Here is a 25,242-nt window from a genome sequence, read left to right on the forward strand (position 1 = left end):
TTGACCGAGCCCAGCAGCAGCGGCTGCTCGATGTCCCGGTCCCGGCCGTAGGTGGCGATCAGCGCCTGCGCCTCGATCGGGTCGCCCAGTGTCGTGCCCGTACCGTGCGCCTCGACGGCGTCGACGTCGTCGGCGGACAGGCCGCCGCTGGCGAGTGCCTGGCGGATGACTCGCTGCTGCGAGGGGCCGTTCGGGGCGGTGATCCCGTTCGACGCGCCGTCCTGGTTGACGGCCGAGCCGCGCACGACGGCGAGGATCTCGTGGCCGTTGCGCAGGGCGTCCGACTGTCGCTCCAGCACCAGCATGCCGACACCCTCGGCCCAGCCGACACCGTCCGCCGAGTCGGAGAACGCCTTGCACCGGCCGTCGGGGGCCAGGCCCCGCTGCCGGGAGAAGTCCACGAACACCGTGGGCGTCGACATCACCGTCACACCGCCGGCCAGTGCCATCGAGCACTCACCGCTGCGCAGGGCCTGCATGGCCCAGTGCAGGGCGACCAGCGACGACGAGCACGCCGTGTCGACGGTGACCGCCGGGCCTTCCAGCCCGAGCGTGTACGACACCCGGCCGGACGCGAGGCTCGTACTGCCCCCGCCCTTGAAGCCCTCGAACTCCGGGCCTGCCAGGACATCGGTGTAGTCGCTGTACATCACCCCGGCGAAGACACCGGTCGCGCTGCCGCGCAGCGACGCCGGGTCGATCCCGGCCCGCTCGACGGCCTCCCACGACGTCTCCAGCAGCAGTCGCTGCTGCGAGTCGGTCGAGAGCGCCTCACGCGGGCTCATCCCGAAGAACGCCGGGTCGAACTCGCCTGCCTCGTGCAGGAAGCCGCCTTCGCGGGTGTAGGACGTGCCCAGGTGGTCGGGGTCCGGGTCGAAGAGCCCGTCCACGTCCCAGCCACGGTTGACCGGGAAGCCGGAGATCGCGTCCGCGCCCTCCGTGACCAGCCGCCACAGGTCCTCCGGCGAGGCGACCCCGCCCGGATACCGGCAGGCCATCCCGACGACCACGATCGGATCGTCGGCCACCGCCGCCTTCCGGGGGGCGGTGGGTGTGGCCACCGCCGCTTCGGAGCCGAGCAGTTCGTCCAGCAGATGGCCGACGAGCGTGTCGACCGTCGGATAGTCGAAGGCCATCGTGGCGGGCAGCCGCAGTCCGGTCGCCGTGCCCAGTCGGTTGCGCAGTTCCACCGAGGTGAGCGAGTCGAAGCCCAGCTCGCGGAAGGCGCGGCCCGGCTGGACCGCCGCGGCGTCGGCGTGGCCGAGGACGAGGGCGACCTGTCCACGGACCAGGTCCACCAGCACCTCGTGGCGCTCCACGGTGGTCAGCCCGGCCAGGCGTTCGGTGAGTCCGGTGGCGGTGGCCGATCCGGCACCCGCGCTCCGGCGGGAGCGGGTCCTGATCAGGGACCGCAGCAGCGGCGCGATGTCGCCCTGCCCGCGCAGTGCCGGCAGGTCGAGGCGCATCGGTGCCACCACCGCGTCCCCGGTCGCCAGCGCGGCGTCGAACAGGGTGAGGCCCTGCTCGACCGAGAGGGCGGGGACACCGGCTCGCGCCAGGCGGTCCGCATCGGCCTCCGCGAGGGTGCCGGTCATGCCGCCGGTCTGGTCCCAGGGGCCCCAGGCCAGCGAGACACCGGGCAGTCCTTCGGCCTGCCGGCGTTCCATGAGCGCGTCCAGGAAGGCGTTGCCCGCCGCGTAGTTGCCCTGTCCGGCGTTGCCGAAGGTGGCCGCCGCCGAGGAGAACACCACGAACGCGGTCAGGCCGAGGCCGCGGGTCAGTTCGTGCAGGTTCCAGGCCGCGTCCACCTTCGGCCGCAGGACGGTGTCCAGCCGTTCGGGTGTCAGCGAACCGATGATGCCGTCGTCCAGTACGCCCGCCGCGTGCACCACCGCGGAGACGGGGTGTTCGGCGAGCAGGGCGGCCAGCGCGTCACGGTCCGCCACGTCGCAGGCCGCGACGCGGGCGTCGGCGCCGTCCGCGGCGAGCTCCGCGACGAGTTCCAGGGCTCCGGCTCCGGCGCCGCCCCGCCTGCTGACGAGAAGGAGTTCCCGTACGCCGTGTTCGGCCACCAGGTGGCGTGCCACGACCGCGCCCAGACCGCCCGTACCGCCGGTGATCAGCACGCGGCCCTCGGCGGGCCAGACCGGGGCCGGCCCGGCCGCCTCGGCGGCCTCGGTCTCCTCAATTCCGGTCGTCGCGGTTGCCGGGACGGATTCGGCCGCCGGGCGCCGCACCAGGCGCGCGGCGCGGATCTCCCCGTCCCGGACGACCAGTTGCGGCTCGTCCAGGGTCAGCGCGGCCGGCGGCAGGGCGGTCCGCTCCCGGGGGTCGAGGTCGATCAGCCCGAAGCAGCCGGGGTTCTCGGACTGCGCGGACCGGACCAGACCCCATACGGCCGCGGCCGCCACGTCCTGGCCGCCGATGGCGCCCCGGGTGACGAACACGAAGCGCGAGGCGCCGAACCGCTCGTCGGCCAGCCGCTGTTGCAGCTGTTCCAGTACGTCGTGGGTGAGTGCGCGCACCGAGGCGGCCGGGGCGGCGGCCGGGTCCCCGGCGACGGGGATCAGCACGGTGCCGGGCAGCGGCTCTTCGCCGTCCGCCGCCGTGAGGGAGGTGCGGCTGTCCGTGTCGATGCCCGCGTCGCGCAGTTCCCGGGCGAGGCCGAGGGGGTCGGTGCCGAGGACCGCGACCGGGTCGCCGGGCGCCGTGACGGCGTCGGTCGCGAGCGGGACCCAGTCCAGCCGGAACAGGGCGTCCCTGGTCAGTGCGGCGGAGTCGGTCAGGGTCTCGGTGGACAGGGCGCGCATGGCGAGTGATTCCACCGAGGCGACGGGGGCGCCGGCGGTGTCGGCGACGTCGAGCGTGACGCCGCCGTCACCGTTACGGGTCAGCCTGACGCGTACGGCGGAGGCCCCGGACGCCTGGAGGGAGACCCCGCTCCAGGAGAACGGGACGCCTCCCCGTTCCGCGCCGTCGGGCGAGCCGGCGAACCAGGCCGCGTGCAGGGCGGCGTCCAGCAGGGCGGGATGCAGGCCGAACGCTTCCGCGTCGGTGCGGCCCTCCTCGTCCATGCCGACCTCGGCGAACACCTCGTCGCCGCGCCGCCAGACGGCCCGCAGGCCCTGGAAGGCGGGGCCGTACGCGAAGCCCTCGGCGGCCCGGGCGTCGTAGAAGCCGTCCAGGGCGACCGTCTCGGCGCCCGCAGGCGGCCAGACGGTGGCGTCGAAGGCGGAGAAGGCGGCGTCGGCCGCGGGGCCGCCGGGGGCCAGGACACCCAGGGCGTGCCGCGTCCATGCTTCCTCGACGGCGCCCTCGGCGCGGGAGTGGACGGTGACCGTGCGGCGCCCGGTCCCGTCTGCGGTCCCGACGCGTACCTGGGTCTGCAGGGCGCCGCTCTCCGGGAGTACCAGGGGGGCGGCCAGGGTCAGTTCGTCGACCCGGTCGCAGCCGACCTCGTCACCGGCGCGGATCGCCAGTTCCAGGAGGGCCGTACCGGGCAGCAGGACGCGGCCCATGACGGCGTGGTCGGCGAGCCAGGGGTGCGAGCGCACCGACAGCCGGCCGGTGAAGACCAGGCCCTCGCTGTCGGCGAGTTCGACGAGGCCGCCGAGCAGCGGGTGTCCCGCGGACATGAGGCCGATCGCGGCGGCGTCCGTGCCGCCCTGCCTGCCTCCGGGCCAGAACGACTGGTGCTGGAAGGCGTACGTGGGCAGGTCCACCCGGGTCGCGCCGGTCCCGGCGAAGAACCCGGCCCAGTCCACGGCGACGCCGTGCAGGTGCAGTTGGCCGAGTGCGGTGACGGCGGCGAGTTCCTCGGACCGGTCCTTGCGCAGCAGCGGGACCGTGACGGCCTCGTCCGCCGCCGTGGTCCGGGCGAGGGCGGACAGGACACCGTCCGGGCCCAGTTCCAGGAAGACGGTGACGCCCTGCTCGCCGAGGGTGGTGATGCCGTCGGCGAAGCGGACGGCTTCGCGGACGTGCCGCACCCAGTACTCGGGCGAGCGGAGTTCCTCGGCGGACGCGACCGCGCCGGTCAGGTTGGAGACGACGGCGATGTCCGGCTCGGCGAACGTCAGGCCTTCCGCGACGGTGCGGAACGCGTCGAGCATCGGGTCCATCAGGGGGGAGTGGAACGCGTGCGAGACGCGCAGCCAGGTCGTCTTGCGGCCTTGCTCCTCCAGCAGTGCCGAGACCTCCAGGACCAGTTCCTCGTCGCCGGAGATCACCACCGACGAGGGGCCGTTGACCGCCGCGATCGACACCCGCTCGGGCAGCAGCGGAGTGATCTCGTCCTCGGTGGCCTGGACGGCGACCATCGCACCACCGGCGGGCAGCGCCCGCATCAGCGATGCGCGGGCCACCACGAGGCGGCAGGCGTCCTCCAGCGAGAACACCCCGGCCACATGAGCGGCGGTGATCTCACCGATCGAGTGACCGGCCACGAAGTCGGGCTTCACACCCCACGACTCGACCAGCCGGAACAACGCCACCTCGACGGCGAACAGCGCGGGCTGGGTGTACCCCGTGTCATTCAGCAGCTCGGCGTCGTCGCCCCAGATGACCTCACGCAGCGGACGGTCCAACTGGCCTTCCAGTACTGCCAGTACGCCGTCCAGGGCACGGGCGAAGACCGGGAAGCGGCCGTACAACTCGCGCCCCATCCCCAGCCGCTGCGAACCCTGACCCGAGAAGAGCAGCGCGGTCTTCCCACCGGTGACCGAGCCGGACACCGCGAGCGGGTCGGGCTCGCCGACCGCCAAGGCCGCCAGGGCCCGCGCCGTCTCGGCGGGGTCGCCGGCCAGCACGGCCGCCCGGTGCTCGAACCGGGACCGGCCGGTGGCGAGGGAGAATCCGACGTCGGCCGGGCGCAGACCGGGCAGCGCCTGGAGGTACGACAGCAGCCGGGCAGCCTGGGCACGCAGCGCCTCGGGCGACTTGCCCGAGAGGACCCACGGCACCACGCCGGGCTCGACGAGCGGGGATTCGGCGCTGTCGAGCAGGGTGCCCGGGATGATCAGCGGCGGCTGTTCGAGGATGACGTGGGCGTTGGTCCCGCTGATGCCGAAGGACGACACGCCCGCGCGGCGGACCCGGCCGGTCTCCGGCCACGCGGTCGGCTCGGTGAGGAGTTCCACCGCGCCGGCCGACCAGTCGACGTGCGAGGAGGGCTCGGTCACGTGCAGCGTCCGCGGCAGGACTCCGTGCCGCATCGCCATGATCATCTTGATGACGCCGGCGGCGCCCGCCGCGGCCTGGGTGTGGCCGAGGTTCGACTTGACCGACCCGAGCAGCAACGGCTGCTCGCGGTCCCTGCCGTACGTGGCGAGCAGCGCCTGCGCCTCGATCGGGTCGCCGAGGGTGGTGCCCGTGCCGTGCGCCTCCACGGCGTCGACGTCGGCGGACGACAGTCCGCCGCTGGCGAGTGCCTGCCGGATGACGCGCTGCTGGGCGGGGCCGTTGGGCGCGGTCAGGCCGTTGGACGCGCCGTCCTGGTTGACCGCGCTGCCGCGCAGCACGGCGAGGATCTCGTGGCCGTTGCGCAGGGCGTCCGACCGGCGCTCCAGGAGCAGCATGCCGATGCCTTCGGACCAGCCGACACCGTCGGCGGATTCGGAGAACGCCTTGGACCGGCCGTCGGGGGCGAGGCCCCGCTGGCGGGAGAACTCCACGAAGGTGTCGGGGATCGACATGACCGTGACCCCGCCGGCGAGGGCGAGTGAGCACTCACCGGCGCGCAGGGCCTGCGCGGCCAGGTGCATGGACACCAGGGACGACGAGCAGGCCGTGTCCACGGTCAGCGCGGGGCCCTCGAAGCCGAAGGTGTAGGAGACCCGGCCGGAGGCGACGCTGAGCGCGCTGCCCTGGCCCTGGAACCCTTCGTACTCCTTGCCGCCCAGGGTGGTGTTGTAGCCGCTGTACATCACCCCGGCGAAGACCCCGGTCTGGCTGTCGCGCAGGGACGCGGGGTCGATGCCGGCCCGCTCGATGGCCTCCCAGGAGGTCTCCAGGAGGAGTCGCTGCTGCGAGTCGGTCGCCATGGCCTCGCGGGGGCTCATCCCGAAGAACGCCGGGTCGAACTCGCCCGCCTCGTGCAGGAAGCCGCCCGAGCGGGTGTAGGACGTGCCGGTGTGGTCCGGGTCCGGGTGGTACAGCGCGTCGAGGTCCCAGCCCCGGTTGTCGGGGAAGTCGGAGACGACGTTCGCGCCTTCGGCCACCACGCGCCACAGTTCCTCCGGGGAGCTGATGCCCCCGGGGAAGCGGCAGCTCATGCCGACGACCACGACCGGGTCGTCGTCGAGGACGGAGCGGGACAGCTCCGGCGCGGCCGCCTCGGCGTCCGCGTCCGGGCCGAGCAGCTCTTCGAGGAGGTGATCGGCGAGCGCTCCGACCGTCGGGTAGTCGAAGACCATCGTGGCGGGGAGCCGCAGGCCGGTCACGGTGTTCAGCCGGTTCCGCAGCTCGACCGCCGTCAGCGAGTCGAAGCCCAGGTCCCGGAAGGCGCGAGCCGGATCGACTCCGTCGCCGCTCGCGTGGCCCAGCACCATGGCCGCCTGGCCGCGTACCTCGCTCAGCAGTGTCTCGCGCCGTTCGGCACGCTCCAGCCGGCGCAGGCGCTCGGCCAGACCGGCCTCCGCGCCCTGGCCCGCCGTGGCGGCCACGGCCCGTCGCGTACCCGCCCGGATCAGACCGCGCAGGACCGGCGGTACGGCGCCCTGGGCACGCAGTGCCGACAGGTCCAGCCGTACGGGGATCACCGCGGGCTCACCGGTGGCCAGTGCCGCGTCGAACAGGGTGACGCCCTGGTCGACGGAGAGCAGCGGCATGCCCGCCTCGGCCGCCCGGCGCAGGTCGCGCTCGTCGAGGCCGCTCGTCATGCCGGCGCCCTGATTCCACGCGCCCCAGGCGAGGGAGACGCCGGGCAGGCCCTCGGCCTGCCGGTGCGCGGCCAGCGCGTCCAGGAACGCGTTCCCCGCCGCGTAGTTGGCCTGTCCGGCGCCGCCGAACACGCCGGACACCGACGAGAACACCACGAAGGCGGTCAGGTCCAGGTCACGGGTCAGTTCGTGCAGATGCCACGCCGCGTCCACCTTCGGCCGCAGCACCGTCTCCAGACGCTCCGGCGTCAGCGAACCGATCACACCGTCGTCCAGCACCCCCGCCGTGTGCACCACAGCCGTCAGCGGATGCGCGCCCGGCACCGACGCCAGCAACTCCGCCACAGCGGAACGATCAGCCACATCACACGCCGCCACCGACACCTCGGCACCCGACTCCGCCAGCTCCGCCACCAACTCCGCCGCACCCGGAGCATCCGCACCCCGACGACTCGTCAACAACAGATGACGCACCCCACGCTCAGCCACCAGATGCCGGGCCAGCACACCACCCAGACCACCGGTACCACCCGTGATCAACACCGTGCCCCCGGCATCCCAGGCGCGCGGCATGCTCAGCACGATCTTGCCGACGTGCTTGGCCATGCTCATGAACCGGAAGGCGTCCCGCGCCCGGCGCACGTCCCAGGTGCGGACCGGCAGCGGCCGCAGCACACCCCGGTCGAACAGCTCCATCAGGTCGAGGAACATCCGCTGGATGTCCTCGGGGTCCACCCAGCCGAGGTCGAACGCCTGGTAGGCGATGCCCTCGGGTACGTCCGCCGCTTCACGGATGTCGGTCTTGCCCATCTCCAGGAAGCGGCCGCCGCCTGCCAGCAGGCGTAGCGACGCGTCCACGAACTCGCCCGACAGCGCGTTCAGTACGACATCGACGCCCTGGCCGCCGGTGACCCCGGAGAACGCGTTCTCGAAGTCCGTCGTCCGCGAGGAGGCGATGTGGTCGTCCGCCACACCCAGCTCGCGCAGGACGTCCCACTTGCCTTCGCTCGCGGTGGCGAACACCTCCGCGCCCAGATGGGCCGCGATCTGGATCGCCGCCATGCCGACACCGCCGGCGCCCGCGTGGATCAGTACCTTCTCGCCCGGCCGCAGGTCACCCAGCCGCACCAGGGCGTGGTACGCCGTCAGGAAGACCAGCGGCACCGAGGCGCCCGTCTCCCACGACCACGCCTCGGGCAGTCGCACGAGAAGCCGTGCGTCGTCGACGCACAGGGAGCCGAAGCCGCCGGAGACCAGACCCATGACCTGGTCGCCGGGGCGCAGCCCGGTCACGTCGGGCCCGACCTCGACGACCACGCCCGCCGCCTCGCGGCCCATCCGCCCGGCGTCGCCGGGGTACATGTCGAGGGCCTTGAGGACATCGCGGAAGTTCAGGCCCGCCGCGTGCACGTCGACCCGTACCTGGTGGCCGGTCAGCGGCTCCAGCACCTCGGGGGACGGCACCAGGTTCAGGCCGTCCAGGCTGCCCTTCGTCCGGCTGTCCAGTCGCCACGGCACACCGGCCGGCGGCACCAGGCCCGTACCGGACTCCAGTCGTGCGAGGCGTCCCGCGTGGATCGCGCCGTCCCTGATCACCAGCTGCGGTTCGTCGTAGGTGAGAGCGGCCGGCAGTACGCCCGCCGACTCGTCGGGGGCGAGGTCGATCAGACCGAAGCAGCCCGGGTTCTCCGTCTGCGCGGAGCGCACCAGACCCCACACCGGGGCGGCGGCGAGGTCGGTGACGGCTTCACCGTCCGTGGCGACCGCGCCGCGCGTCACCAGCACCAGCCGTGAGCCGGCGAACCGCTCCTCGGCCAGCCACTCCTGCACCAGCGCGAGGGCGTGGGCGGCCAGCGCGTGCGCCGACCCTGTCACGTCAGTGGTGTCCGAGGTGTCCCCGGCGGCGATGCCGACCAGGACGACGTCCGGCACGGGGGTCTCCCCCGCCGCCAGCGACGGCAGGTCCTGGTGGGTCGTGATCTCGACGCCGGTCAGGCCCTCGACGAGCCCGACGGTGTCCTGACCGACCACGGCGATCTGGCCGGACAGGGCCTCGGGCGGGGCGCCGACCGGCACCCAGCCCAGGCCGTAGAGGGCGTCGCGGGCCAGCGCGGCGCTGTCGCTGAGCTGCTCGCGCGACACGGCCCGTGCGAGCAGTGAGTCGACGGAGGCGACGGGTGCGCCGGAGGGGTCGGCGACGGCGATCGCCAGAGCACCCTCACCGGTCGGGGTGATCCGTACCCGCAGTGCGGAGGCGCCCGTCGCGTGGAGCGACACGCCCTCCCAGGAGAACGGCAGTGCGCCCTCCTCACCGTCACCGGCGAGCAGCGACGCGTGCAGCGCCGAGTCGAGCAGCGCGGGGTGCAGACCGAACGCCTCACCCTCCGTACCTTCCGGAAGGCTCACCTCCGCGAAGATCTCGTCACCCGCACGCCACGCGGCGCGCAGGCCCTGGAAGACGGGGCCGTACGCGAAGCCCGCTTCGGCGAACCGCTCGTAGCAGCCCTCGACGTCCAGCGCCTCGGCGCCCGTGGGCGGCCACACCGACGCGTCGAAGTCCGTGGGCGCCGTGGAGGCTCCCTCGGCGAGGACACCCATGGCGTGCTGCGTCCAGGAGCGTTCGTCGGCGCTGTCGTGCCGGGAGTGCACGGTGAGGGTGCGCCGGCCGGCGTCATCGGCGACGCCGACCCGTACCTGCACCTGGACCGCACCACGCTCGGGGAGGGTGAGCGGCGCGGCGAGGGTCAGTTCCTCGACCCGGTCGCAGCCGACCTCGTCACCCGCCCGGAACGCCAGCTCCAGCAGCGCCGTACCCGGCAGCAACACCGTACCCATGACCGCGTGATCAGCCAGCCACGGATGCGACCGCACCGAGAGACGGCCCGTGAAAAGCGCGCCCTCGCCCTCGGCCAGCTCGACAGCCGCACCGAGCAAGGGGTGTTCGGCCGAGCCCAGGCCCGCAGCTCCTACATCGCCCGCACCGGGAGCCGGAGTTGTCGGCCAGAACCACCGATGCTGGAAGGCGTAGGTCGGCAGATCCACCTGCCGTGCGCCGGTGCCCGCGAAGAACGCCGACCAGTCCACGCGCGCCCCGGCGACATGCAGTCGGGCCGGCGCGGTCAGGGCCGTGGCCTCCTCCGGCCGGTCCTTGCGGAGTATCGGCACGGTCACGGCGCCGTCCGGCACGGACTCCTGCGCCATGGCCGACAGCACACCGTCGGGGCCCAGCTCCAGGAAGCGGGAGACACCCTGACCGGCCAGTGTCGCCACGCCATCCGCGAAGCGGACGGCTTCGCGGACGTGCCGCACCCAGTACCCGGCCGAGCAGAGTTCTTCGGCCGTAGCGACCGCACCGGTCAGGTTGGAGACCACCGGGATACGGGGCGCCATGAAGGACAGGCCCTCCGCGACCGTACGGAAGTCGTCGAGCATCGGGTCCATCAACGGCGAGTGGAACGCGTGCGAGACCCGCAACCGGGTCGCCTTACGACCCTGACCCTCCAGCTGTGCGGCAACCGCGAGAACCGCGACCTCATCACCGGAAATCACCACAGAAGAAGGCCCGTTGACCGCCGCGATCGACACCCGCTCCGTGAGCAGCGGGGTGATCTCGTCCTCGGTGGCCTGGACCGCGACCATCGCACCACCGGCGGGCAGCGCGCGCATCAGCGAGGCACGGGCCACCACCAGACGCGCGGCGTCCTCCAGCGTGAAGACCCCGGCCACATGCGCGGCCGCGATCTCACCGATCGAGTGACCGGCCACGAAGTCCGGCTTCACACCCCACGACTCGACCAACCGGAACAACGCCACCTCAACGGCGAACAACGCCGGCTGGGTGTACCCCGTGTCGTTCAGCGCGTCGGCGTCCTCGCCCCAGATCACCTCACGCAGCGGACGGTCCAACTCACCGTCCAGCTCGGTCAGTACGGCGTCCAGCGCCTGCGCGAAGACCGGGAAGCGCCCGTACAGCTCACGCCCCATCCCCAGCCGCTGCGACCCCTGACCCGAGAACAGGAACGCCGTCCTACCGCCCACAGCCGAGCCGGACACCACCGAAGCGTCCTGCTCACCGGCCGCCAGCGCCGACAGCGCCCGCGCGGTCTCCGCCGGATCACCCGCCAGCACCACCGCACGGTGCTCGAACACCGACCGGCCCGTGAGGAGCGAGAACCCGACATCCGCCGGGCGCAGTCCGGGGCTCGTCTCCAGCGCGGACAGCAGCCGGGCCGCCTGGCCACGCAGCGCCTCCGGCGTCTTACCGGACAGCACCCACGGCACGATGCCCGGCTCGGCCGCCGGGGTGTCGGCGCTGTCGAGCACCGTTCCCCGGATGACCGTGGGGGCCTGCTCGATGATGACGTGCGCGTTCGTCCCGCTGATGCCGAACGACGAGACACCCGCACGCCGTACGCGGCCGGTCTCCGGCCACGCGGTCTGCTCGGTCAGCAGCTCCACCGCGCCCGCCGACCAGTCGACGTGCGACGACGGTTCGGTGACGTGCAGGGTGCGCGGCAGCACACCGTGCCGCATCGCCATGACCATCTTGATCACACCCGCGACACCGGCGGCCGCCTGCGTGTGACCGATGTTCGACTTCACGGAGCCCAGCAGCAGCGGGCGCTCCGGGTCACGGTCCCGGCCGTACGTGGCGATCAGCGCCTGCGCCTCGATCGGGTCACCGAGCGTCGTGCCCGTACCGTGCGCCTCGATGACGTCGACGTCGTCGGCGGACAGGCCGCCGCCCGCCAGTGCCTGACGGATCACCCGCTGCTGTGCGGGACCGTTGGGCGCGGTCAGGCCGTTGGACGCGCCGTCCTGGTTGATCGCCGAGCCGCGCAGCAGGGCGAGGACCTGGTGGCCGTTGCGCTCCGCGTCGGAGAGGCGTTCCAGCACCAGCATGCCGACGCCCTCGGACCAGCCGACGCCGTCCGCCGACTCGGAGAACGCCTTGGAGCGGCCGTCGGGGGCCAGGCCCCGCTGCCGGGAGAACTCCACGAAGGTGCTCGGGGCGGACATCACCGTCGCACCGCCGGCCAGCGCCAGCGAGCACTCACCCGCGCGCAGGGCCTGCGCGGCCAGGTGCATACCGACCAGGGAGGACGAGCACGCGGTGTCCACGGTCACGGCGGGGCCTTCGAGGCCCAGGGTGTACGAGACACGGCCGGAGGCCACGCTGGGCGCGCTGCCGTTGCCGCGGAACGCCTCGTACTCCTCTTCGGTGAGGGCGTGGCTGTAGTCGTTGTACATGATGCCGGTGAAGACACCGGTGCGGCTGTCCCGCAGCGACACGGGGTCGATGCCGGCCCGCTCGATGGCCTCCCAGGAGGCTTCGAGCAGCAGGCGCTGCTGCGAGTCGGTGGCCATGGCCTCGCGCGGGCTCATCCCGAAGAAGTCGGGGTCGAACGCGCCCGCCTCGTGGAGGAAGCCGCCTTCGCGGACATAGGTCTTGCCGGGGCGGTCGGGGTCGGGGTCGTAGAGGCCCTCGATGTCCCAGCCTCGGTTGACCGGGAACCCGGAGATGGCGTCGGTGCCTTCGGTGACCAGTCGCCACAGGTCCTCGGGCGAGGTCACCCCGCCCGGGTAGCGGCAGGCCATACCGACGATGGCGATGGGGTCGTCGGCCACCGGGGGCAGGGCGCGGACCGGCGCGGCGGGCGCTTCGGTGTCGGCGCCGAGCAGTTCGTCGCGCAGGTGGTCGGCGAGGGCGTTCGGGGTCGGGTAGTCGAAGACCATGGTGGCCGGGAGCCGCAGGCCGGTGACGGTGTTCAGGCCGTTGCGCAGTTCGACGGCCGTGAGGGAGTCGAAGCCGAGTTCCTGGAACTGGCGGGAGGCTTCGACCTCCGCCGCGTCGGCGTGTCCGAGGACCTGGGCGACCTGTCCGCGTACGAGGTCGAGGAGGACCTCGCGGCGTTCGGCTCCGCCGAGTCCGGCCAGGCGCTGGGCGAGGCCGCCGGCGGTCTCGGAGACCTGGGCGGCGGCGCGCCGGGCAGGGGCCCGGATGAGGCCGCGGAGCAGCGGCGGGATGTCGCCCTGGGCGCGCAGGACCGGCAGGTCGAGGCGGACGGGGGCGACGGCGGCGACGCCGGTGGCGAGGGACGCGTCGAAGAGGGCCACGCCCTGCTCGACGGAGAGGGGCGGCATGCCGGAGCGGGCGATGCGTTCGACGTCGATGTCGGTGAGCGTCTTCGTCATGCCGACGCTCTGCGTCCAGGGGCCCCAGGCGAGGGAGAGGCCGGGCAGCCCGGCGGCCCGGCGGTGTTCGGCGAGCGCGTCGAGGAAGGCGTTGCCCGCCGCGTAGTTGCCCTGGCCCGCGCTGCCGAGGGTGGCGGCGACGGAGGAGAACACGACGAAGGCGTCGAGGCCGAGCTCACGGGTGAGTTCGTGCAGGTTCCAGGCGGCGTCGGCCTTGGGCCGCAGGACGGCGTCGAGCCGGCCGGTGGTGAGGGAGCCGATGACGCCGTCGTCGACGACGCCGGCGGTGTGCACGACGGCGGTCAGCGGGTGTTCGGCGGGGACCGTCGCGAGCAGCTCGGCGAGGGCGGCCCTGTCGGTCACGTCGCAGGAGGCGACGGTCACGTCGGCGCCCCGCTCGGTGAGGTCGGCGGCGAGCTGTTCCGCGCCTTCGGCGGCGGGGCCGCGGCGGCTGACGAGCAGGAGGTGGCGAACGCCCCGCTCGGCGACCAGGTGCCGGGCGAGGACGCCGCCGAGGCCGCCCGTACCGCCGGTGATCAGGACCGTGCCGTCGGGGTCCCACTCGGTGCGCCCGTCGGGCAGCGGGATCCGGGCCAGCCGGGCGGCGAAGGGTTCGCCGCCGCGTACCGCGAGGTCCGGCTCGTCGAGTGCGTACCTCGCGACCGCCGATACGGCCTCCGGGGTGACGGAGGCGGGGTCGGTGTCGAGGTCGATGAGGCCGAAGCGGCCCGGGTTCTCGGTACGTGCGGTACGGACGAGGCCGTGGACCGAGGCGGCCGCGAGGTCGCCGCCGGCGACGGCGCCCCGGGTCACGAAGACCAGGCGGGCGTCGGCGAACCGCTCCTCGTCCAGCCAGTGCTGGACCTGTCCGAGTACGTCGGCGCCGAGGGCATGGGTCGAAGCCACCACGTCCCCGGCGGCTTCGGGGCCGGCGACGGCGAGCAGGACCAGGTCCGGCACCGGGCCGTCCGTGCCGGCGAGTGAGGTGAGATCGGGGTGGACCGCGACGGGGGCGCCGACGGCGCGCAGTGCGGCGGTGACGCCGAAGGTGTCGGCGCCGACGACGGCGACCGTGTCGGGGCCGGCCGGGGTCCTGCCCCGCAGGGGCGCCCAGTCCACGCGGAACAGCGAGTCCGGGTGGAGGGTGCCGGTGTCGTCGAGCCGCTCGGTGGGGATCGCCCGGGAGACCAGGGAGTCGACGGAGAGGACCGGGCCGCCCGCGGTGTCGTACACCGCGATCGACACGGTGTCGTCGCCGGCCGGGGACAGCCGGGCGCGTACCGCCGAGGCTCCGGAGGCGGTCAGCGACACGCCTTCCCAGGCGAAGGGCAGGCCACCCCGGCTGATCGCGCCGAGGTCGGTGTAGGCGGCCGCGTGCTGGGCGGCGTCGAGCAGCGCCGGGTGCAGTCCGAAGGCGCCGGCGGCGGCGTCGGCTCCTTCCGGGAGGGTGACCTCGGCGAAGACGTCGTCGCCGAGGCGCCAGGCGGCCCGCAGGCCCTGGAACACCGGGCCGTAGTCGAAGCCGAGTCCGGCGAGGCGTTCGTAGCAGCCGTCCAGGTCGACGGGGTCCGCGCCGGGGGGCGGCCACACGGTCGCGTCGAAGCCGTCGGTCGCCGCGCCCGCGCCGGTGCCGGGGGCCAGGACACCGGTGGCGTGCTGCGACCACGGGTGGTCGACGACCCCTTCGACGCGCGAGTAGACGCCCAGCGGGCGGCGTCCGGCGGTGTCGGCGGCGCCGACCCGGACCTGGAGCTGTACGGCGCCGTGCTCGGGCAGCACCAGCGGCGCGGCGAGGGTCAGTTCCTCGACCCGGTCGCAGTCGACCTCGTCACCGGCGCGGATCGCCAGCTCGACGAAGGCCGTGCCCGGCAGCAGGGCGCGGCCGCGCACGCCGTGGTCGGCGAGCCAGGGGTGGGTCAGGACGGACAGGCGGCTGGTGAAGAGGGCGCCCTCGCCGTCGGCGAGTTCGACGGACGCGCCGAGCAGCGGGTGCCCGGCGGAGCCCAGCCCGGCGGCGCGCATGTCGCCGGCCTTGTTGAGGGTGACGGCGGGCCAGAAGCGCTGCTTCTGGAACGCGTACGTCGGCAGGTCGACCCGGCGGGCACCGGCGCCCGCGTAGAGGTCCGACCAGCGCACGGTGGCGCCGCGGACATGGATGTGTGCGAGGGCGGTGACGGCGGCGAGTTCCTCGGGGCGGTCCTTGCGCAGCAGCGGCACGATCACCGCGTCGTCGGGGAGCGAGTCCTGGGCCATGGCGGAGAGCACGCCGTCCGGGCCGAGTTCCAGCAGGGTGGTGACGCCGCGTCCGGTGAGGGTGCGGACGCCGTCGGCGAACCGTACGGCCTCCCGTACGTGCCGCACCCAGTAGGCGGCGGAGCACAGCTCCTCGACGGTGGCGATCCGGCCGGTCACGTTCGATACGACCGGGATACGGGGTTCGTGGTAGGTCAGGCTCTCCGCGACGGCTCGGAAGTCGTCCAGCATCGGGTCCATCAGCGGCGAGTGGAAGGCGCCCGAGACCCGCAGCCGGGTGGTCTTGCGTCCCAGGGCCTCGATGTGCGCGGCGATCTCCTGGACGGCGTCCTCGTCGCCCGCGATGACGACGGACCCGGGGCCGTTGACCGCCGCGATCGACACGCGGTCGGTGAGCAGCGGGGTGACCTCGTCCTCGGTGGCCCGCAGGGCGACCATGGCGCCGCCGCGCGGCAGGGCCTGCATGAGCGAGGCGCGGGCGGTGACCAGTCGGCAGGCGTCCTCCGGGGAGAGGACACCGGCGACGTGGGCCGCCGCTATCTCGCCGATGGAGTGGCCGCCGACGAAGTCGGGGGTGACGCCGAGCGAGGAGACGAGGCGGAAGAGGGCCACCTCGATCGCGAAGAGCGCGGGCTGGGTCGAGCCGGTCTCGTCGAGCGCGTCGGCGTCGGTTCCCCAGACGGTCTCGCGCAGCGGGCGGTCGAGGTGGGTGTCGAGTTCGTCGGCGATGGTGTCGAACGCCTCGGCGAACACCGGGAAACGGGCGTGGAGTTCGCGGCCCATGCCGAGCCGCTGGGAGCCCTGGCCCGAGAAGAGGACGGCGAGCAGGCCCTCACCGGCGACGCCGTGGGCGAGCTCGGTGACCGGGACGTGAGCGGTGGCGTCGGTGGCGGGGGCGCTGTCGGATGCGGGGGCGCTGTCGGATGCGGGGGCGCTGTCGGTGCCGCCCGCGAGCAGCACGGCCCGGTGTTCGAACACGGAGCGTCCGGCGGCGAGGGAGTAGCCGACGTCGACCGGACGGACTCCGGGGTTCCGCTCGATGAAGGAGAGCAGTCGTGCGCGCTGGTCCTGGAGGGCCGCGGCGGTCCGGCCGGCGATGACCCAGGGGATGACGGCCGGTGCCGGGGACTCCTCGGTGGGGGCGGCGGTCCCGGCCCGTGGCGGGGCCTGCTCCAGGATCACGTGGGCGTTGGTGCCGCTGACGCCGAAGGAGGACACGGCGGCCCGCCGGGCCCGGCCGGTCTCCGGCCACGCGACGGACTCGTCGAGCAGCTCCACCGAACCGGTCGTCCAGTCCACGTCGCTGGACGGCTCGGCCGCGTGCAGGCTGCGCGGGATCAGCCCGTGCCGCATCGCCATGATCATCTTGATGACGCCGGCGGCACCGGAGGCGGCCTGGGTGTGGCCGATGTTCGACTTGAGGGAGCCCAGGCGCAGCGGGCGCTCGCGGTTCTGGCCGTAGGTGGCGAGCACCGCCTGTGCCTCGATCGGGTCGCCGAGGGTGGTGCCCGTGCCGTGCGCCTCGACGACGTCCACCTCGGCGGGGGACAGCCGGGCGTTCTCCAGGGCGGCGCGGATGACCCGCCGCTGGGAGGGGCCGTGCGGGGCGGACAGTCCGTTGGACGCGCCGTCCTGGTTGATCGCGCTGCCGCGCAGCACGGCCAGGACGGGGTGGCCGGCGCGCTCGGCGTCGGAGAGGCGTTCCAGTACGAGGACGGCGGCGCCCTCGCCCCAGCCGGTGCCGTCGGCGTCCTCGGAGAACGACTTGCACCGGCCGTCGGCGGCCATGCCGCCCTGTGCGGTGAAGGACACGAAGGGGCCGGGTGTGGCCATGACAGACGCGCCGCCGGCCAGGGCCATGGTGCACTCGCCGTTGCGCAGGGCCTGCGAGGCCAGGTGCAGGGCCACCAGGGAGGAGGAGCAGGCGGTGTCGACGGTGACGGCGGGGCCCTCGGCGCCGAGCGTGTAGGAGAGCCGGCCCGAGATGACGCTGGCGGCGTGCCCCGTCGTCGAGTAGAGCTCGACGTCCTCGTCGGACGCCCGGATGACGGAGCCGTAGTCCTGCCCGGCGGTGCCGACGAACACGCCGGCCTGGCTGCCGCGCAGCGTGGCCGGGTCGATCCCGGCCCGCTCCAGGGCTTCCCAGGCGACCTCCAGCAGCAGCCGCTGCTGCGGGTCCATGGCGACGGCCTCGCGGGGGGAGATCCCGAAGAACCCGGGGTCGAAGTCGGCCGCGTCGTAGAGGAATCCGCCCTCCCGGGCGAGACTGCGCCCGGCGCCGTCCCCGGAGAGGCGGTCCGTGTCCCAGCCCCGGTCGGCCGGGAAGTCCCCGATGGCGTCGCGGCTCTCGGCGACCAGGTCCCAGAGGTCCTCGGGGGAGACCACGCCGCCGGGGAACCGGCAGCCGATTCCCACGACCGCGATCGGCTCCACCGCCGCGTCCACCAGCTGCTGGTTCTGCTGGCGCAGACGCTCGATCTCCTTCAGGGACGACCGCAGCGCCTCGACATACTTGTTAGTGGACGTGCTCATCGTTCTCTCCAGATCTCTTTCAGTTCGCCGAGTTCTCGGTGGCCAGCCGCAACAGGCTTTCGGCGTCCATGTCGTCGAGGGACTCCGGTTCGCCGTCTCCCGCGAGCGCGGGGACCTCGGCGTCGTCGGCGGTGGCGAGTTTCAGCACCATGTCCAGCAGGCCCGCCTTGCGGAGCCGGCTGATCGGTACGGAGGCCAGGACGTCCCGGATCCGCGCTTCCGGGTCGTCGGCCCGGTCCCCGGTGGTGTCGGGTTCGGTCACGGCTCCGAAGAGCAGCGTGCCGAGGTGCTGGGCGAGGGCGGCCGGGGTCGGGTGGTCGAAGACCAGGGCTGCCGGAAGGGGCAGGCCGAGGCCGGCCCGGAGCCGGTTACGCAGCTCGACCGCCGTCACCGAGTCGAATCCGACGTCCCGGAAGGCCCGGGTCGCCGGGATGGCGTCGGCCGCGTCGTGGCCGAGTGTGGCGGACGCTTCGGCGCGTACCGCTTCGATCAGGGAACGGCTTCGTTCGGCGGTGGGCAGGGCGTCGAGCCGCTGCCGCAGCGCCGGTACGGCCGTACCCGCGTCCGTCGCGGGTTCGTTCCCGGCGGCCAGCGCGCGGCCCGCCTCCGGGATTCCCGCCAGCAGGGGGCTGGGCCTGGTCGCGGTGAAGCTGGGGGTGAACAGCTCCCAGTCCATCAGTGTCACGGTGAGCGTGGTGTCGTCGTCCTCCAGCATCTGCTGGAGCGCGGCGATCGCCAGCGCCGGTTCCATGGCGGGTACGCCCTGGCGGCGCAGCCGCTCGTGGACCTCGGCGACGGTGGCCATGCCGACCTCGCCCCAGGTGCCCCAGGAGACGGACGCGGCGGTGAGGCCCTCGGCCCTGCGGTGCTCGGCCAGGGCATCGAGGTACGCGTTGGCCGCCGCGTAGCCGGGCTGGCCGCCGCTCCCCCAGACGGCCGCGCCCGAGGAGAACAGGACGAACGCGTCCAGGTCGAGGTCGCGGGTCAGCTCGTGCAGGTGCTGGCCGGCGGTGAGCTTCGACGCCATCAGCGCGTCGAGCTGTTCCAGGGTCAGTGCCCGTACGGCGTCGTCGCCGTCGGCCACGCCCGCCGAGTGGAAGACGGAGGCGAGCGGCAGATCGGCGGGGATCGCCGCCAGGACGGCGGTGAGCGCGTCGCGGTCGGCGGCGTCGCAGGCCGCGATGGTGACCTTGGTGCCCAGGGACTCCAGTTCGGAGCGGAGTTCGGCCGCGCCGGGCGCCTCCTCACCTCGGCGGCTGGTCAGGACGACGTGTTCGGCGCCGCGTTCGGCCATCCACCGGGCGACCCGGCCGCCGATGCCGCCGGTGCCGCCGGTGATCAGGGACGTACCGCGACCGGGCCGGCGGCGCTCCGGGCGGGGGACCGCCGGGGCGGCGTGCACCAGGCGGCGGCCGTAGACGCCGGAGGGGCGGATCGCGACCTGGTCCTCGCCGTCGAGGCCGGCCAGGACGGCGGTCAGCCGGGCCACGGCCCGGGCGTCCGCCGTCTCCGGGAGGTCGACCAGACCGCCCCAGCGGTCCGGGTGCTCCAGGGCGACCACCCGGCCGAGGCCCCACAGCGCGCCCTGGACGGGGTGGGTGAGACGGTCGTCCCGGCCCACCGAGACGGCGCCGCTGGTGGCGCACCACAGCGGGGCGCCGAGGCCGGCGTCGCCGAGTGCCTGGACGAGGGTGAGAGTCTGGGCGAGTCCGCCGGGGACCGAGGCGAAGCCGGGGTGCCGCTCCTCGACCGGGGCGAGCAGCGACAGCACGCCGGTGAACTCCGGTCCTTCGGAGGCCAGTCGCCGGATCTGTTCCGCCCAGGCGGCGCGGTCGGTGTCCTTGGCCTCGAAGCGGACGGTGTCCGGGCCGAGCGCGTCGAGCGCGGTACGGACCCAGGCGTCGTCGGCGTGGCCGGCGGCGACGACCGCGAGCCAGCGGCCCCCGGGGCGGGCCGTACCGGGCTCGGCCAGCCGGGCCCAGTCGACGCGGTAGCGCAGTTCGCCCACGAGCGATCGCTCCCGCGACTTGGCACGCCAGGCGGAGAGGGTGGGCAGGACGGCTCCGAGGGAGGAGCGCGCGCCGTCGGCGGGCACGCCGAGTTCGTCGGCGAGGGATTCCAGGTCCTCGTCCTCGACGAGCTGCCAGAACGCGGCGTCGGCCTCACCGCCGCTGCCGCCGCCGGCCGTGATCGCGGCGGGCTTCTGCTCGGGCCAGTACCGCTGGCGCTGGAAGGCGTACGTGGGCAGGTCGACCGGCGCGGGAGTGCCCGCCGGGAACGCCGTGCGCCAGTCCACCGGGGTGCCGTGGACGTGTGCCTCGGCGAGAGAGGTCAGGAAGCGCCTGGTGTCGCCCTCGCCCCTGCGCAGCGACCCGAGCACCACCGCGGAGTCGGCGACGGCCTCCTCCACCGTCTCCTGGGTCTCCTGGATGGGCGCGGCCAGCACCGGATGCGGGCTGACCTCGATGAAGACGCGGTGTCCCGCGGCGAGCAGCGCCCGGGTCGCCTCCTCCATCCGTACGGTCTGCCGGAGGTTCGTGTACCAGTAGTCGCCGTCGAACGCGGCGCTCTCCAGCCGTGCGCCGGTCACCGTCGAGTAGAACGGCACCTGCGGGGCCTTCGAGGTGACGGGGGCGAGGACCCGGGACAGTTCGTCGCGGACGGCTTCGACGTGCGCCCCGTGCGAGGCGTAGTCGACCGAGACCTTGCGGGCGCGGACGCCCTCCCGCTCGCACGCGGCGAGCAGTTCGTCCAGGGCGTCGGCGTCGCCGGACACGACGACCGAGGAGGGGCCGTTGACCGCGGCGACCGAGAGCTTCTCGCCCCACGGTTCCAGCAGCGCGGTGACCCGCTCGACCGGGGCGGCGACCGACATCATGCCGCCGAGACCGGAGAGCCGGGGCAGTGCCTGGCTGCGCAGGGCCACGACGGCGGCCGCGTCCTCCAGGGTGAGGGCGCCGGCCACGTAGGCCGCCGCGATCTCGCCCTGCGAGTGGCCGACCACCGCCGCCGGCTCGACGCCGTAGGAGCGCCAGAGCGCGGACAGGGCCACCATCATCGAGAACAGCGCGGGCTGGACCACGTCCACCCGTTCGAGCAGCGCGGGGTCCGCGTCACCGGCCAGCACGTCGTGCAGCGACCAGTCGATGTGCGGGTGGAGGGCGTCGGCGCACGCGTCCACGGTGGCGCGGAACACGTCGGAGGTCGCGAGCAGGTCGCGGCCCATGCCCCACCACTGGGAGCCCTGGCCGGGGAAGACGAAGACGGGTCCCGCCGCGCCGCCGCCGGCGGTTCCGCCGACCACACCGGCCGCGCTGCCCGCCGTGGCGAGCGCCTCCAGGCAGCGCAGGAAGTCCTCGCGGGTCTCGCCGAGTGCCACCGCGCGGTGGTCGAAGGTGGAGCGGGTGGTCGCCAGCGACCAGCCGACGCGGGCGGGTGACAGGCCGGGGTCGGCGTCGGCGCGGGCGAGCAGGCGGGCCGCCTGCTCGCGCAGCGCTCCCTCGGACTTGGCCGAGATCAGCCAGGGCACGACGCCCGTGTGCGGGGTGTCCTGCCCGGCGCTGTCGGCCGGCTCCCGCGCCTCGGCCGGCGGTGCCTGCTCCAGGATCAGGTGGGCGTTGGTCCCGCTGATGCCGAAGGACGAGACGCCGGCCCGCCTCGGCCGCCCGGCGTCCGGCCACGTGGTCTGCTCGCTCAGCAGCTCCACCGCCCCGGCGGTCCAGTCGACGTGCGAGGACGGGGTGCCCGCGTGCAGTGTCCTGGGAAGGACACCCTCCCGCATGGACATGATCATCTTGATGACACCGGCGACGCCGGCGGCGGCCTGGGTGTGGCCGATGTTCGACTTGAGGGAGCCCAGCCACAGCGGGCGCTCCGGGTCACGGTCCTGCCCGTACGTCGCCAGCAGCGCCTGCGCCTCGATCGGGTCACCGAGCTTCGTACCGGTGCCGTGCGCCTCCACCGCGTCCACATCGGCGGTGGTCAGCCCGGCGTTGGCGAGGGCCTGGCGGATGACGCGCTGCTGCGAGGGGCCGTTGGGGGCGGTGAGGCCGTTGGACGCGCCGTCCTGGTTGACGGCCGAACCGCGCACCACCGCGAGCACCGGGTGCCCGTTTCGCCGCGCGTCGGACAGGCGCTCCAGCAGGACGACGCCGACGCCTTCCGCCAGGGTCATGCCGTCCGCGGCCTCGGAGAACGGCTTGCAGCGGCCGTCGAGCGCGAGCGCCCGCTGCCGGCTGAAGCCCACGAAGGCGTGCGGGGTGGCCATCACGGCGGCGCCGCCGGCCAGCGCGATCGAGCTCTCGCCGCTGCGCAGCGACTGGCAGGCCAGGTGCATCGCCACCAGCGAGGAGGAGCACGCGGTGTCAACGGTGACGGCGGGGCCCTCGAACCCGAAGAGGTAGGAGACCCGGCCGGACAGCACGCTGGCCGCCGTCCCGGTGACCATGTGCACCTCGGAGCCCTCGGTCCCGTTCTGCACGCTCGTCGAGTAGTCCTGGTAACTGGCGCCGATGAACGTCCCGGCGGCGCTGCCGCGCAGCGAGTCCACTTCGATCCCGGCGCGTTCGAACGCCTCCCAGGAGGTCTCCAGCAGCAGCCGCTGCTGCGGGTCCATCGACACGGCCTCGCGCGGTGAGATGCCGAAGAACGCGGGGTCGAACTCCGCCGCTTCGTGCAGGAATCCGCCCTGGACCGAGTAGGTCCTGCCCTGCCGGTCCGGGTCGGGGTCGTACAGCCCCTGGGCGTCCCAGCCACGGTCGGCGGGGAATTCGGAGATCACGTCGGCGCCGTCGAGGACGAGCCGCATCAGCTCCTCGGGGGTGCCCGCCCCGCCGGGGTAGCGGCAGCTCATGCCGATGACGGCGATCGGGTCGTCGTCGGCGGCGGCGCCGCCGGACGTGCCGTGCGCGCCCGCCGCCGGGCTCTGCCCGCCGCCACCGAGAGCGGCGCTCCTGAGGAAGCCGGCCAGGGCGACGGCGTTGGGGTAGTCGAAGACCATGGTCGACGGCAGGGTGAGCCCGGTGGCCGCCACGATGCGGTTGCGCAGGTCCACCGCGGTGACCGAGTCGAAGCCGATGTCCCGGAAGGCACGCCGCTCGGGGAAGGCCTCGGCGGAGGCGTGGCCGAGGACGGCCGCCGCCTCGGCGCGGACCAGGGCCAGCAGCAGGCGTTCCTGCTCGGGGCCGGTCAGGTCGCGCAGCCGCGCGGCGAGGTCGCTCAGCTGCGGCCGTGCGACGGCCGCTTCGGCGTTCTCGGTGAGCTGCCGCCTGACCTCGGGCACCTCGTCGAAGAGGCGCGTGGGACGGCCCGAGGTGAAGACGGCGTGGTAGGTGTCCCAGTCGATGTCCATCAGCCCGATGACGGTCTCGTCGTCGTCGAGGACCTTGCGCAGCCCGCTCAACGCCAGCCGCGGGTCGAGGTATTCGAGGCCGCTGCGGCGGATCTGGTGCGGGTCGGCCTCCGCGCGCTCGGCGTCGTCGGGCCACTTGCCCCAGTGGATCGAGGTGGTGCGCAGGCCCCGGGCGCGGCGGCTGACCGCGAGGGCGGAGAGATAGGCGTTGCCCGCGACGTAGGCCGCGTGGTGGCCGCTGCCCCACATGCCGGCGGTCGAGGAGTAGAGGATGAAGTCGTCCAGCTCGTCGTCGTCGAGCAGTTCGTCCAGGTACCGGGCTCCGGTGACCTTCGCGTGCACGACGTCGGAGAAGGCGTCCAGGGTGGTGTGGTCGATGGAGTCCAGCTCGATGACGGCGGCGGTGTGGATGACCGTGCGTACGGTCCGTCCCTGGGCCCCCAGTCCGTCCAGCAGCGCGGCCAGGGCGTCGCGGTCGGTGACGTCGCACGCGGCGACGGTGGCTTCGGTGCCCCGCTCGGCGAGTTCGGCGACGAGTTCGGCCGCGCCGGGCGCGTCCATGCCCCGGCGGCTGAGCAGGACCAGGTGTTCGGCGCCCTGCTCGGCGAGCCAGTGCGCGAGTTGCGGGGCGAGGGTGCCGGAGCCGCCGGTGACGAGGGTGGTGCCGCGCGGGGTCCAGGTACGGGAGCGGCCGTGGCCGCCTGTTCCGGCGCGGACGACACGGCGGGTGAAGACGCCCGAGGCGCGGACGGCGAGCTGGTCCTCCTCGCCCAGTGCGCCCGCCAGTACGGACACCAGGCGGTCGCCCGCGCGCCGGTCGAGCGTGCCGGGCAGGTCGATGACGCCGCCGAAGCGGCCCGGGTGTTCCAGGGCCGTGGTCCAGCCGACCCCGGCGACCTGGGCCTGGAGGGGTGAGGTGATCTCGTCGGAGCGGCCGGTGGAGACCGCGCCCCGGGTGAGGAACCAGAGCGGTGCGTCGATCCCGGCGTCGCCCAGCGCCTGGACGAGCGAGACGGAGAGCGCCAGCCCGAGGGTGAGGCCGGGGTAGTGCCGGGCGGGCTGCTCGGCGCGCGCCAGGACGGACACGATCCCGGCGGACCCGCCGGCCTCGGCGAGGCGCCGCGCGAGCACCGCCCGGTCGGCGCACGACTCGTCCAGCACCAGGCGCCGGACCTCGGCGCCCGATCCGCTCAGGGCCGCCACGATGTCGCTGTCGTCGGTCCCCTCTGCGGAGACGATCAGCCAGTCGCCCGTCAGCGTCCTGCGCGGGACGTTGCCGGCCGGCGACCAGGAGACGCGGTAGCGCCAGGAGTCCACGGTGGAGCGTTCGTTGCGCGACCGGCGCCAGGAGGACAGCGCCGGCAGCACGGCCGCGACCGAGCCTTCGTCCGTACGGAGCGTCGAGGTGAGGGCGGAGAGGTCTCCCCGCTCCACCGCCGCCCAGAACTCCGCGTCCAGCGGGTCGGCCACGGCGGCCTGGTCCAGCACCGCGGCGGCGTTCCAGAAGCGCTCGTGCTGGAAGGCGTACGTGGGCAGGTCCACCCGGCGGGCACCGGTGCCCGCGAAGAGACCGGTCCAGTCGACCTCGACCCCCCGGACGAAGACCTCGGCGGCCGAGAGGAGAAAGCGCCCCAGACCACCGGTGTCACGACGGAGCGTCCCTGCGGCGACGGCGGGCTCGCCCGCGCCCTCGATCATGTCCTGTACGGACATGGTCAGCACCGGGTGGGAGCTGACCTCGATGAACGCGCGGTGCCCGGCGGCCAGCAGGTCGCGGACGGCGTCGGCGAACAGCACCCGCTGCCGCAGGTTGCGGAACCAGTAACCGGCGTCCATCCCGGAGGTGTCCAGCCAGTCACCGGTCATCGTCGAGAAGAACGGCACCTCCGACTCACCCGGAGACACCGGGGCCAGCACCTCGTGCAGTTCGTCGCGCAGATCCTCCACGTGCGCGGAGTGCGACGCGTAGTCCACCGCGATCCGGCGGACCCGCACCTCCTTCTCCGTCAGCTCCGCGAACAGCTCGTCCAGCGC

Annotated in this window: 2 protein-coding genes (1 of these 2 only partly in view); both read right to left on the reverse strand. The window is 73.9% G+C overall.

Annotated elements, in window-relative coordinates; all coding sequences use genetic code 11:
• On the reverse strand, nucleotides 1-17,858 hold the 5' portion of the coding sequence (locus tag ACIBAE_RS25520; RefSeq protein WP_399289685.1) for an SDR family NAD(P)-dependent oxidoreductase. Its footprint begins 14,920 nt before the window's first position; only the first 17,858 of its 32,778 coding nucleotides appear in the window; its start codon is at nucleotides 17,856-17,858; the stop codon falls past the left edge of the window.
• Nucleotides 17,859-17,877: 19 nt separating this feature from the next.
• Nucleotides 17,878-25,242 (reverse strand): type I polyketide synthase (locus ACIBAE_RS25525; protein WP_399289687.1); only part of this gene is annotated, 7,365 nt, incomplete at its 5' end.

Source organism: Streptomyces sp. NPDC051569, from assembly GCF_044454085.1.
In the GTDB taxonomy this organism is placed as follows: domain Bacteria; phylum Actinomycetota; class Actinomycetes; order Streptomycetales; family Streptomycetaceae; genus Streptomyces.